Source organism: Actinomycetospora sp. TBRC 11914 (assembly GCF_012933465.1).
Taxonomy (GTDB): Bacteria; Actinomycetota; Actinomycetes; order Mycobacteriales; family Pseudonocardiaceae; genus Actinomycetospora.
In genome coordinates this window covers 316,950-329,510 of the sequence record NZ_JABBND010000002.1, presented here as the reverse complement: position 1 = coordinate 329,510, position 12,561 = coordinate 316,950, and the positions used below count along the sequence as shown (strand labels likewise).

Sequence of the window (12,561 nt, the reverse complement as noted above, 5' to 3'; positions counted from 1 at the left end):
TGCACGACCGAGTCCTGTCGGCCACGGTCCGATCGTGCGCGATCACCCAGCGTGCGGCTTCTGCGGCCGGATCCGGGCCGCCGCGGCGCGCCTCCGGCGGTCCGCGAGGAGCAGGACGGCGATCCCCGCGGCGACGATGCAGACGACGTTGACGGCCAGCTGGGCGAGCGACCCCAGGGCCTGCGGCCACGCCCCGAGCACCACCGCCACCGCGGCGAACCCGGCCGCGGGCACCGTCGTCACCGAGATGAACACGCCGACGAGCACCCCGGTGCCCGATCCGGCGAGCAGCGCCACCATCCCGGCCACCCCGGCGAGCAGCGCGACGAGGAGGTTGACCGGACCGACCTGGTAGACGAAGGCGGTCTGGTCCAGGTCCCTCAGCGCCGTCCCGCTGATCGCGCCGACCGCCCGCCCGACCGCCGCGCCCGCCGTCGTCACCAGCAGCGCGACCGCGAACCCGACGACGAGCGCCGCGGCGGCCTCGCGCGCGAGGGCCGGGCGGCGGCGCACCGCGGCGACGGCGAGCGCCGCGAGCGGCCCGAACTCGGGACCGAGCACCATCGCGCCGACCACGGTGACCGTGGAGTCGGTGACCACCCCGACGGCGCCCAGCACGCAGGCGATCGTCAGCATCACCGTGAAGGTCACGGTCAGCCGCGCCTCCTGCCCGGTGCGGGCCAGCAGCTCCTGCCAGACGACGGCGTCCGCGGCCTCGCCGGGCGCCTCCTCCTCGGCCCGGTCGGCCGCCCGCGAGAGGACCGTCTCCAGCAGGGCCAGCTCGATCCCGCCGTCGCGCTCGATGCCGAGGGCCCGCAGCGCCTCGACGAGGCCGTCGACGGACTCCCGCGCGACGTCGGCCTCGACGAGGTCGCCGGCCGGCTCGACCGCCGCCCCGGGCAGCACGACGACGTGGGTCGCGCCCGGCTCCGCGCGCAGCAGCTCGACGACGTCACCGGTCCGGTGCGTCGGGCAGAGCGTCCGGACGCGGATCACGGGCTCACCCCGAGCCCGTGCCGCCCGCCCCGTCGCCCGGGTCGTCGACCGGGCGCTCCTGCGGCTTCACCGGGTTCGCCGGCTTGTCGGGGGTGTCCACGCCGGCCTCCTTGCGCTGCAGCGCCGTGATCGGCGCGGGCGCGCCGGTCAGCGGGTCGTAGCCGCCGCCGGTCTTCGGGAAGGCGATGACGTCGCGGATCGAGTCCACCCCGGAGAGCAGCGCGCAGATGCGGTCCCAGCCGAACGCGATCCCGCCGTGCGGCGGCGGCCCGTACGAGAACGCGTCGAGCAGGAACCCGAACTTCTCCCGCTGCTCGGCCGGCGAGAGCCCCATGAGCGCGAACACCCGCTCCTGGACGTCCTGGCGGTGGATACGGATGGACCCGCCGCCGATCTCGTTGCCGTTGCAGACGAGGTCGTAGGCGTAGGCGAGCGCGTGGGCCGGGTCCTCCTCGAACCGGTCGACCCACTCCGGGGTCGGCGAGGTGAAGGCGTGGTGGACCGCCGTCCACTGGCCCGAGCCGACCGCGACGTCGCCCGCCGCGGTGGCCTCGTCGGCGGCCTCGAACAGCGGCGCGTCGACGATCCACACGAAGGACCAGGAGCCGGGCTCGATGAGGTCGAGGCGCCGGGCGATCTCGCCGCGGGCCGCGCCGAGCAGGGCCCGCGCCTCGCTGCGGGGACCGGCGGCGAAGAAGACGCAGTCGCCCGGGTTCGCGCCGACGGCCTTGGCGAGGCCCTCGCGCTCGGCGTCGGAGAGGTTCTTCGCGACCGGGCCGCCCATCCCGACCTGCCCGTCGTCGCCGACGAGGACGTAGGCCAGCCCGCGCGCGCCGCGCTGCTTGGCCCACTCCTGCCAGCCGTCGAACGTGCGGCGGGCCTGGGAGGCGCCGCCGGGCATGACCACCGCGCCGACGTAGGGCGCCCGGAACACCCGGAACGGCGTGTCGGCGAAGTAGTCGGTCAGCTCGGTGAGCTCGAGGCCGAACCGCAGGTCCGGCTTGTCCGACCCGTAGCGGGCCATCGCGTCGGCGTAGGTCATCCGCGGGATCGGGGTGGTGATCTCGTGGCCCGCCAGCCGCGACCACAGCGCGGTGACGACGGCCTCGCCGAGCGCGATGACGTCGTCCTGGTCGACGAAGCTCGCCTCGATGTCGAGCTGGGTGAACTCGGGCTGCCGGTCGGCGCGGAAGTCCTCGTCGCGGTAGCAGCGCGCGATCTGGAAGTAGCGCTCCATGCCCGCGACCATGAGCAGCTGCTTGAACAGCTGCGGCGACTGCGGCAGGGCGTACCAGCTGCCCGGGCGCAGGCGGGCGGGGACGAGGAAGTCGCGAGCGCCCTCGGGGGTGGAGCGGGTCAGCGTCGGGGTCTCGATCTCGACGAACCCCCGGTCGTGCAGGGTGTCCCGCGCGATCTTGTTCGCGTCGCTGCGCAGCCGGATGGCGTGCGCGGGTCCCTCGCGGCGCAGGTCGAGGTAGCGGTAGCGCAGCCGGACGTCCTCGCCGGGCGTCTCGTCCATCTGGAACGGCAGCGGCGCCGACTCCGAGAGCACCGTCAGCTCGGTGGCGCTGATCTCGACCGCGCCGGTGGCCAGCTCGGTGTTCTCGCTGCCCGACGGACGTGCCTCGACGGTGCCGGTGACCTGCACGCAGTACTCCGAGCGCAGCCGGTGGCTGGCCTCGGCGACGTCCCCGGACCGGAACACCACCTGGACGACGCCGGACGCGTCGCGCAGGTCGATGAACACCACGCCGCCGTGGTCGCGGCGGCGGGCCACCCATCCGGCGAGGGTGACGGTGGCGCCGACGTGCTCGGCGCGCAGCGTGCCGGCGGGGTGCGTGCGCATCATCGGGGGTGGATCTCCTGGTCGTCGCCGTCCGGTGCCTGGATCCGACACCGGACACCAGGCTATCGACCGGCCACGACCGGGTCCTCAGCCGCCGTCGAGCACCCGCAGCGCGGCCCCGCGACTCCGGCTCCGGTCCGGGGGCCCGCCGTCCCCCGGTCCCGCGTGGACCAGCCGGAGCGGGGCCCGACGCGGCGCGGGCGGGGCCGGCTCCGCCGCGTCGAGCACCCCCAGGGCCTCGACCAGACAGTGCAGCAGGAGCTCCCGCGGCACGCTGCGCGAGATCCACACCTGCCGGGTGGCCGGGTCGGCCACCCACGCGGTACGCCCGTCGAGGGCCTGCCAGGACACGCTCACGCCGGCCTCGCGCAGCAGGGGCAGCGCCGCCAGGGGGTCCACGTCCGGATCGGTCGATGCGCTCACGACCAGGCGTCCGCACCGGCGGCCCGCCCGGATCGGAAGTTGGTGCGTTCGTCGGACATCGGGTGCGCACGAGAAGCAACCTGTTGCCCGGACAGGCGTCAGAGGAGGGAGAGCTGCTCCGCGGTGGTCTCCGTGACCACCCGCTCGGGCAGCCGCGGCAGCGCCCCCGCCGGCCACGGTTCCGGGTTCGCCTCCGGCTCCGGTGTCCCCGCCCGCCCGCCGGACCGGCCACCCATGTGGTGTCCGCCGCCGTCGAGGCCGTGCCGCCGCAGCAGCGGGCGCACCCGCGCCGTGAGGTCCTCCCGGTAGGCCTTCTGCACGTACGCCCCCCGGCGGTAGAGCTCGGCGTAGCGCTCGAGCAGCTCGGGATGCTCGCGGGAGAGCCACCCGTGGAACCACTCGCGGGTGCCGGGCCGCAGGTGGAGCGCGAGCACGGTGGCCCCGGCCGCGCCGGCGGCGGCGATCTCGCCGAGGAGCGCGTCGAGGGCCGCGTCGGAGTCGGTGAGGCCGGGCAGGACCGGCGCCACGAAGACCCCGACGGGCAGGCCCGCGTCGGCGATCCGGCGCACCAGGTCCAGCCGCGCCCGGGGTGTCGGGGTGCCCGGCTCGACCGAGCGGTGCAGGTCGGGGTCGAGCAGCGCGAGCGAGACGCCGACCCCGACCGGCACGTCGGCACCCGCGGCGACGAGCTCCGGGAGGTCGCGGGCGAGCAGCGTGCCCTTGGTGAGGATCGAGAACGGCGTGCCCGACCCGCGCAGCGCCCGCACGATCCCCGGCATCAGCCGGTAGCGGCCCTCGGCCCGCTGGTAGGGATCGGTGTTGGTGCCCATCGCCACGTGCTCGCGGGTCCACCGCGGTGAGCGCAGCTCGCGGGCGAGCACCTCGGGGGCGTTGAGCTTGACGACCACCTGGCGGTCGAAGTCCTCGCCCGCGTCGAGGTCGAGGTAGGTGTGGGTGTTGCGGGCGAAGCAGTTGTGGTGGAGCAGCCCGGCGGCCACGTAGTCCCCGGTGCCGGTGGTGACGTCGTACACCGTCTCCCGGCCCGCCGGTTCCACCGAGACCACGGTGCGGTCGGCGCCGCGCGAGTCGGCCAGCACGTCGCGCACCCCCGCGAGGCCGGGGGCGGGCAGCGTCTCGGCGCCGACGAGCACGTCGCCGGGGACCAGCCACACCCCGTCGTCGCCGGCGCAGCCCTCGCGCACGACGTGGCGCCAGCCGACCGTGGTGAGCACCCGGTGCTCGGGGCCGGCGTCGACCGCGGTGCCGTCGGCGAGGCGCACCCGCACCACCGGCACGGTGCGCGACCAGTGGGCGGTGACCGTGGTGCGCACCAGCCGCCGCAGGCCGTCCTCGACGACGCTGCCCACCACCGCGTCGCCCACCCGCAGCTGCGCCATCAGCGTCGTGCCGCCGTCGGCGCGCAGGACGGGCGTGGACCCGACGAGGCAGTAGGTGCACGCGTGCGAGCAGCCCCGGTACGGGTTGACGGTCCAGGAGAACGGCATCGGCGAGGCGCCGGGCACCCGGTTGAGCACCGAGCGGGCCCGGACCTCGTGGAAGGTCACCCCCGCGAACTCCGGCGTCCGCACGCTGCGGACGAGGCCCTTCAGCGCGGGCATCCCGGGGAGCGCCCCGTCGTCGTCCACCTGCTGCCCGGCCCATCGCATGCCCTTCATTCGAACACGTGTTCGCATGAGAGGCAACCGCGGTACCCGAGGTTTCGGTACCGTCGGTACGCGGTAATGGCTGTCACAGGTTCTGCGGCAGGAGGACGTGACCGATGAGCAGCTTCACCCTGGAACTGACCCCGGCGCACCATGAGCTCGTCCGGCGGGCCCACGCGTTCGCCGAGGACGTGATCCGCCCGGCGGCACCGAAGTACGACCAGCTCCAGGAGTGCCCCTGGGACGTCGTCGACGAGGCGGCCCGGGCGGGCTTCTACAACGCGCTGTTCTACGCCGACCTCATCGCCGACCCCACCGGCCTCTCCCTCCCGCTGTTCCTCGAGGAGATCTTCTGGGGCTGCGCGGGGATCGGGCTGACGACGGTGCTGCCCGCGCTCGCCCTCTCCGCGCTGAACCAGGCGGGCACCCCCGAGCAGATCGCCACGTGGGCCCCGGAGATGTTCGGCGAGCCCGGCGACATCAAGCTCGCCGCGCTGGCGGTCTCCGAGCCGCAGGGCGGCTCCGACGTCGCGAACCTGCAGACCCGGGCGCGCCGCGACGGCGGCGACTGGGTGCTGGACGGCACGAAGATCTGGATCGGCAACGGCGGGATCGCGGACGTGACCGTGGTGAACGCCGTCGTCGACCCCGACCTCGGCACCAAGGGCCAGGCCATGTTCGTCGTCCCCCGGGGCACGCCGGGCATGGAGCAGGTGCGGCGTCTGGACAAGCTCGGCCACCGGGCGTCGCACACCGCCGAGCTCTCGTTCACCGACTGCCGCATCCCGGGCGCGAACCTGCTCGGCGGCGACGACAAGCTCGAGCACAAGCTCGACAAGGCCCGCCGCGGCGAGGGCGACTCGGCGGCGCTGGGGACCTTCGAGCAGACCCGGCCGATGGTCGCGGCCATGGCGCTCGGCGTGGCCCGCGCGTCGTTCGAGTACGCCTGCGACTACGCCTCGCGCCGGGAGGCCTTCGGCGGCCCGATCATCGAGAACCAGGGCGTCGCGTTCCCGCTCGCCGACCTCGCCGCGGACATCGACGCGGCCCGCCTGCTCTGCTGGCGCGCCTCCTGGATGGCGGCGAACGGCGTCCCCTTCCACCTCGCCGAGGGCTCGATGTCGAAGCTCAAGGCCTCGGAGGTCGCGGTGCGCGCCGCCGAGCAGGCCGTGCAGGTCTGCGGCGGCTGGGGCTACGTGTCCGACCTGCCCGTCGAGAAGTGGTACCGCGACGCGAAGCTCTACACGATCTTCGAGGGGACCAGCGAGATCCAGCGGATGGTGATCGGGCGGACCCTCGCCACCGAGGCCGCCAAGGGCCCGCAGCACCACCAGCTCCCGGGCGACCACGGCGGGCTCTCCCGCCGCTTCGGGCACGGGTCGCTCGCCCGCGCCCGGGCCGGCGAGGTGTTCATGAAGCTCGCGAAGCACGCCCCCCAGTCCGTCCTGGAGCTCGGCGGCCGGCTCGCGTCCCCGGGACGGTGATCACACGGGGCGGCGCGGGCGGCGACCCTCTAGGGTCGTCCCCCGAGTCCGCCGCCGGTCCGAGCCCGAGGTGCAGCCCATGACGGAGTCCTCGACGTCGAGGCCGCCCGCCCCCGCGTCGTCCGGCACCGGACCGGCCGCGCCGGGCGGCGTGCTGGACACCGTCTACGCCCTCGCCGCCGCGTCGGCCCGCACCGCCGTCGAGCTCACCCTCAACGGCCCCCAGATCGTGCGCGGCATCGCCTCGGCCGCCCGGACCGCGACCGTCGAGCTCAGCCCGCTGGTCGTCGACGCGCTCCGGGCCGTCCCGCGGGTGGCCGTCGTCCTCGAGTCGCTGCTCCCGCTCGCCCAGAACCTCCAGCGCTCCCTCGACGCGCTCGCCTCCGCCGCCCCGGACATCCACGCGCTCGCCGAGGCCGTCCCGGCGCTGCAGCAGCTCGGCGGGGCGGCCGAGGACATCCACGCGCTCACCGCCGCCGTCCCCGCCCTCCGACAGCTCGGCGGCGCGGCCGACGACATCCACGCGCTCACCGCCGCCGTCCCCGCCCTCCAGCAGCTCGGCGCGGCCGCCGACGACATCCACGCCCTGCGCGACGCGGTCCCGGCCCTCCAGCAGATCGGGGGCGCCGCGGGCGACATCCGCGAGCTCACCGGGGCCGTCGAGTCCCTCGGCCGGCTCGCCGGCGCCGTCGACGACCTCGAGCGCCTCGCCGCCGCCACCGCCGACGTCAGCACCATCGCCGGCGCCCTCGGCACGCTCGAGCAGATCGCCGCCGCGGTCCCGACGGTCGAGCGGATCGCCGAGGCCGTCGGCACCGTCGAACAGATCGCGGCAGCCGTGCCGACCATCGAGCGGATCGCCGGCGCCGTCGGGACCGTCGAACAGATCGCGGCCGCGGTCCCCGTCGTGCAGCGCATCGCCGACGCCACCGGCACCGTCGAGGACCTCGCGGCGGCCGTGCCCACCCTCGAGCGCCTCGCCGACGCCGTCCCGACCGCGCAGCAGATCGCCGACGGGGTGCCGTTGATCCGGTCGCTGGTCGAGGCCGTGCCCGAGGTCGAGAAGCTCACCGGGGCCATCGGGCACGTCGAGGTGCTCGCCCGCCACGCCGACACGACCTTCCCCGACCTGCCCCCGCGGCTCGACAGCCTCGACCAGCAGCTCTCCGTCGCGGCGACGGAGCTGGTCAAGGTCGCCCCGGACCTGCGCACCGTCGCCGGGCGCATCGAGGAGCTCGACGGGCAGATCAAGGTCCTCGCGGACGCCCTCGCGCCGCTGCAGGGCACGACCGAGCGCCTCGGCCGGCTGGTCGACCGGCTCCCGGCCGGCCGCCGGTCCGCCAAGGCCGTCGAGGGCTAGTCCGCCGGCGGCAGCGCCTCCCCGGTGTCCTTGAGCCCGACCCCGGACAGCTGCCGGCGGCGGGACTCGGTCAGCAGCGCGGCGAGCACGTCGGCGGCCCGCTCGTACGACAGGCCGTGCGGCGGGCGGACGTTCGACACGCAGTTGCGCTCCGCGTCGGCCCGCCCGCGCCGCGGGCCCCACGTCAGGTAGGCGCCGAGCGAGTCCGGCGCGGACATGCCCGGGCGCTCCCCGATGAGCACCAGCACCAGGGCCGCGCCGAGCCGGGACCCGACGTCGTCGCCGAGCGCCACCCGGGCCTGGGTCGCGACGACGGGCGGCGCGACGGCCCAGCCCTCCAGCCGCGCCAGCAGCGCGGCGAGCAGGCCGGCGGCGTGCGCCTGCACCGCCCGGGCGGACAGGCCGTCGGCGACGACGACGGCGAGGTCCCACTCCCCCGCCGTCAGCTCGGCACCGTCGGCGAGCCGCCGCCCGAGGTCCGGGCGCTGCAGGTACTCCGTCCGGTCGCCGGCCTCGCTCGCCACGCGCACGACGTCGAGCCCGGTCGCCCCGCGCAGGTCCGTCACGAGGGCCTCGACGTCGAGCGGCGCGTGCACGGCGTCGCGGGCCAGTGCGTGGGCGGCGTCGAGGCGCAGGATCTCCGCGGTGGGCAGCGCGTCGCCGGCCCGCCCGAGCCCGACGCGGGCCTGGGTCGCCTCGCGCAGCACCCGCCAGGCGTCGGCGGTGCTCACGCGCCCATCCCGGTGGTCAGCGCCGGCAGGGCGCCGGGGTCGAGCGGCGGGACGCGCCCGGCGTCGTCGAGCAGCCCCACCGACGCGAGCCACGCCTCGAACTCCGGCGCGGGCCGCAGCCCGAGAACCGCACGGACGCCGAGGACGTCGGTGAACGACAGCGACTGGTAGGCCAGCATCACGTCGTCCCCGCCCGGCACGCAGATGACGAACGAGCACCCGGCCGCCGCGAGCATCGTGAGCAGGGTGTCCATGTCGTCGGCGTCGGCCTCGGCGTGGTTGGTGTAGCAGACGTCGACGCCCATCGGGACGCCGAGGAGCTTGCCGCAGACGTGGTCCTCCAGGCCGGCGCGCAGGATCTGCTTGCCGTCGTAGAGGTACTCCGGGCCGATGAACCCGACGACGGTGTTGACCAGCAGCGGGTCGAACGCCCGGCACACCGCGTAGGCGCGGGCCTCGAGGGTCTGCTGGTCGACGGGGCCGCCGACCCCGTGGTGGGCGTCGGCGGAGAGCGCCGAGCCCTGCCCGGTCTCGAAGTAGGTCACCTGGTTCCCGACGGTGCCCCGGCCGAGGGCGAGCGCCGCCTCCCGGGCGTCGCGGAGCTGCTCGAGGGTGACGCCGAACCCGCGGTTGGCCGCCTGCGTGCCGGCCACGGACTGGAACACCAGGTCGACCGGGGCGCCCTGCTCGAGGAGCTCGAGCGTGGTCGTCACGTGGGTGAGCACGCAGGACTGGATCGGCGCGTCGAGGCGCTGCCGCGCGTCGTCGAGCAGCTCGAGCAGGCCGCGGACGGTCGACGGCCGGTCGGTCGCGGGGTTGATCCCGACGACGGCGTCCCCGGACCCGTGGAGCAGGCCGTCGACGATGCTCGCGGTGATGCCGACGGGATCGTCGGTCGGGTGGTTGGGCTGCAGCCGGGTCGCGAGCCGGCCGGGCAGGCCGAGGGTCGTGCGGAACCCGGTGACAACGCGCGTCTTCGCGGCGATCGCGACGAGGTCGGCGACCCGGCAGGTCTTCGAGACCGCCGCGACCATCTCCGGGGTGAGGCCGGGCGCGAGCGCGGTGAGCGCGGCGGTGTCGGCCTCCCACGAGAGCAGCCAGTCCCGGAACCCGCCGACCGTCAGCGAGCGCACCGGGGCGAACGCGTCGGCGTCGTGGGTGTCCACGATCAGCCGGGTCACGTCGTCGTCCTCGTACGCGACGACGGCCTCGTCGAGGAAGTGCGCCAACGGCAGGTCCGCGAGCGCCGTGCGGGCCGCCACGCGCTCGGCGGCCGAGCCCGCCGCGCAGCCGGCCAGGACGTCCCCCGAGCGCGCGGGCGAGGCCTTGGCGAGCAGGTCGCGCAGGTCGGTGAAGCGGTACGAGTGCCCGCCGACGGTGGCCGTCCAGCTCATGGTGGCCAGCCTGGCGCCCGGCGGCGCCGCATGGGTGACGGCGAGGTCACGCCCGGTACCCCGGCGTCCAGCGGGTCCGGTGGACCGCGGCGCGGAGCTCGTCCTCGCCCGCCTCCGGGGCCACCCCGTCCGCCACCGCCTGCACCGCCACCGCGACCGCGAGGTCGTCGGCGACGTCGCGGACGTCGGCCCAGGACGGGAGCAGCGGGGCGCGCGGGTCGCGCAGCGCGGGCGAGGCGCTCCCGAGGGCCCGGGCGGCGGCGCGCATCATCGCGTCGGTGACCCGGGTGGCCCGGGCGGCGGTCACGGCGAGCCCGACGGCTGGGAAGACGTAGACGTTGTTGCACTGCGCCACCGGGATGTCCTCGCCGTCCTCCCGCGCCAGCGGCGGGAACGGCGAGCCGGTGGCGATGAGGGCCCGGCCGTCGGTCCAGCCGTCGATGTCGGCGGGACGCGCCTCGGCGTTGGCCGTCGGGTTGGACAGCGGGAAGACGATCGGCCGGTCGACCTTGCCGGCCATGGTCCGCACGATCTCCTCGGTGAACGCGCCCTGCGCGGTGGACAGCCCGAGCAGCACCCCCACGTCGAGGTGCTCGACGACGTCCGCCAGGCCCGGCAGGCTCGTCCTGCCCTCCTCATGGCTGACCTTCCAGCCCTCCACGTCGGCCGGGTCGTGCGCGAACGCCCGCTGGTCGTCGGCCAGGTCCTCGCGGTCGGTGGTGAGCAGCCCCCGGACGTCGACCACCCAGCAGCGCGCGCGGGCCTCGTCGTCGGAAGCGCCCTCGTCGACCATCTCCTGGCGGACCATCTCCATGACCCCGATGCCGGCGGACCCCGCGCCGAGCATGACGACGTGCTGGTCGCGCAGCCGCGTGCCGGCGACGGCCGTGGCACCCTGCAGCGCGCCGAGGGCGACCGCGGCGGTGCCCTGGATGTCGTCGTTGAAAGTCAGCAGCCGGTCGCGGTAGCGGGCGAGGATCGGGGCGGCGTGGGGCGTCGCGAAGTCCTCCCACTGCAGCAGCACGTCCGGGAGCTCGGCCGCGACGGCGGCGACGAAGTCCTCCACGAAGGCGAAGTACTCGTCGTCGGGGATGCGACGGTGGCGCCAGCCGAGGTAGAAGGGGTCGTCGAGCAGGTCGGCGTTGTCGGTCCCGACGTCGAGCAGGATCGGCAGCGTGCGGGCCGGGTCGATCCCGCCGATCAGGGTGTAGAGCGAGAGCTTCCCGACGGGGATGCCCATCCCGCCGACGCCCTGGTCGCCGATGCCCAGGATGCGCTGCCCGTCGGTGACGACGATGACGTCGACCTCGGTGTGCGGGCGGTTGCGCAGCATCGCGCGCAGGTCGGCGCGGTCCGGGTACGACAGGTACAGCCCGCGCGGGCGCCGCCAGATCTCGGAGAACCGCCGGCAGCCCTCGGCGACCGTCGGGGTGTAGACCAGCGGCAGCGCGGTGGGGACGTCCGCGGCGAGCACCGAGTAGAAGAGGTGCTCGTTCCGGTCCTGCAGCGAGCGCAGGTAGACGTAGCGGTCCAGGTCGGTCGCCATGCGGTGGACCTCGTTCCAGGAGCGCCGGACCTGGGTGTCGAGGCTGGTCACCGCGTGGGGCAGGAGCCCGAGCAGGCCCAGGTCCCGGCGTTCCTCCTCGGTGAACGCGGTGCCCTTGGTGCGCAGCGGGTCGCTGAGTATCTGGCTGGGCTCCATCGCCGTCCTCCCGGCCGGTGCTCCTCGGTGACCCGGACAGCGTGCCTCCCGGACCCCGCTCCCGTCAGGGGGCGAGATCCGCGAGGCGGTCGCGGACCGACGCCGGGGAGCTGCCGTCGAGGTGGAGCTCGGTGATCGTGGTCCGGCCGCGACCGAGGCCGCCGTCGTCGTCCCCGACGTCGCCGTCGAGGTCCATCCGGTCACCGTCGAGCGAGATGTCCGCCGGGGGCAGCCACTCCAGGCCCGACGAGCGGCCGGCCGGGTGGTTGACGTTGAGCACGAGGCCCGCCGCGAACGGCGGGCGGGTCGTCGCCAGCGCGCCGACGAGCCGGGCCACGAACTGCGCCGTCGACGCGCAGTCGTCCTCGTCGTGGGCCCGGTCGGTGGACACCGCGACGGCGGGGACCCCGGCGTGCGCCGCGGTCACCGCCGCCCCGACGGTGCCCGACTCGGTGATCCCCGAGCCGGTGTTGCGGCCGAGGTTGGTCCCGGAGACGACGAGGTCGGGTCCTCCGCCGTCCGCGCGCATCGCGGCGAGCCCCGCGAGCACGGCGTCGGCCGGGGTGCCGGACACGGTGCGCACGCCCGGGTCGTCGGTGTCCCGGAGGTCCTGCTCGCCGCTGGTGTCGGCGCCCGCCCCGCTGCGGTTGTCCTCCGGCGCGACCTCGACGACGTCGTGGCCGGCCCGGGTGAGCGCGGCCCGGACCGCCCGGATGCCGCCGGCGTCGTACCCGTCGTCGTCGGTGAGCAGGATGCGCAGCCGCGGTGGCGGCGCGGGCCGCGGCGGGGTGGTCGTGGGCCGGGGCGGCGCGGGCGTCGTCGTGACGGCCGACGTGGCGACGGGCGCGACGTCGGCCGCGGGCACCGGGCCCGCGCACGCGGCGAGGGCCCCGGTGACGACGACGGCGAGCGCCGCGTGGCGCACGGGCCGGGGCACGGTCAACGGGGATCTCCGGATCGG

General features: G+C 75.7%; 10 protein-coding genes. 2 read left to right on the top strand and 8 right to left on the bottom strand.

The genetic code is table 11. The annotated features are described in order from the left end of the window. Positions 1-42: 42 nt before the first annotated feature. The 4 genes from HH311_RS07505 to HH311_RS07490 form a co-directional block, all read right to left on the bottom strand. The gene (locus HH311_RS07505) at positions 43-996 is read right to left on the bottom strand and encodes a DUF389 domain-containing protein (protein WP_169182990.1); all 954 of its coding nucleotides are present in this window, start codon (positions 994-996) and stop codon (positions 43-45) included. A gap of 4 nt (positions 997-1,000) precedes the next feature. Beyond that, positions 1,001-2,845, bottom strand: coding sequence for an aspartate--tRNA ligase (aspS, locus tag HH311_RS07500; protein ID WP_169182989.1), 1,845 nt, complete (start codon positions 2,843-2,845; stop codon positions 1,001-1,003). An 84-nt stretch (positions 2,846-2,929) separates the two neighbouring features. Further along, positions 2,930-3,265, bottom strand: a complete 336-nt coding sequence (locus HH311_RS07495; protein WP_169182988.1) for a hypothetical protein — start codon at positions 3,263-3,265, stop codon at positions 2,930-2,932. 98 nt (positions 3,266-3,363) lie between these two features. Then, a complete protein-coding gene (locus HH311_RS07490; RefSeq protein ID WP_248292258.1) occupies positions 3,364-4,941 on the bottom strand; it encodes an Rv2578c family radical SAM protein in 1,578 nt (525 codons plus the stop codon). Between the two features lie 104 nt (positions 4,942-5,045). Between HH311_RS07490 and HH311_RS07485 the strand changes: the two genes are divergently transcribed. Next, a complete protein-coding gene (locus HH311_RS07485; RefSeq protein WP_169182987.1) occupies positions 5,046-6,413 on the top strand; it encodes an acyl-CoA dehydrogenase family protein in 1,368 nt (455 codons plus the stop codon). A gap of 79 nt (positions 6,414-6,492) precedes the next feature. Next, positions 6,493-7,773 (top strand): hypothetical protein, encoded by a 1,281-nt coding sequence (locus HH311_RS07480; protein WP_169182986.1) that lies wholly within the window; start codon positions 6,493-6,495, stop codon positions 7,771-7,773. Here HH311_RS07480 and eutC read toward each other — a convergent pair. The 4 genes from eutC to surE all read right to left on the bottom strand — a co-directional run bounded on the left by eutC (position 7,770) and on the right by surE (position 12,537). Beyond that, the gene (eutC, locus tag HH311_RS07475; RefSeq protein WP_169182985.1) at positions 7,770-8,504 is read right to left on the bottom strand and encodes an ethanolamine ammonia-lyase subunit EutC; all 735 of its coding nucleotides are present in this window, start codon (positions 8,502-8,504) and stop codon (positions 7,770-7,772) included. The two genes, HH311_RS07480 and eutC, sit on opposite strands and share 4 nt — an antisense overlap. Beyond that, entirely contained in the window at positions 8,501-9,898 is a 1,398-nt protein-coding gene (locus tag HH311_RS07470; protein ID WP_169182984.1) for an ethanolamine ammonia-lyase subunit EutB, read from the bottom strand. Before HH311_RS07470 ends, eutC begins: the two co-directional genes overlap by 4 nt. A 46-nt stretch (positions 9,899-9,944) precedes the next feature. Then, the gene (locus HH311_RS07465) at positions 9,945-11,600 is read right to left on the bottom strand and encodes an NAD-dependent malic enzyme (RefSeq protein ID WP_169182983.1); all 1,656 of its coding nucleotides are present in this window, start codon (positions 11,598-11,600) and stop codon (positions 9,945-9,947) included. Between the two features lie 64 nt (positions 11,601-11,664). Continuing rightward, positions 11,665-12,537, bottom strand: a complete 873-nt coding sequence (gene surE / locus HH311_RS07460; RefSeq protein ID WP_169182982.1) for a 5'/3'-nucleotidase SurE — start codon at positions 12,535-12,537, stop codon at positions 11,665-11,667. Positions 12,538-12,561 lie beyond the last annotated feature (24 nt).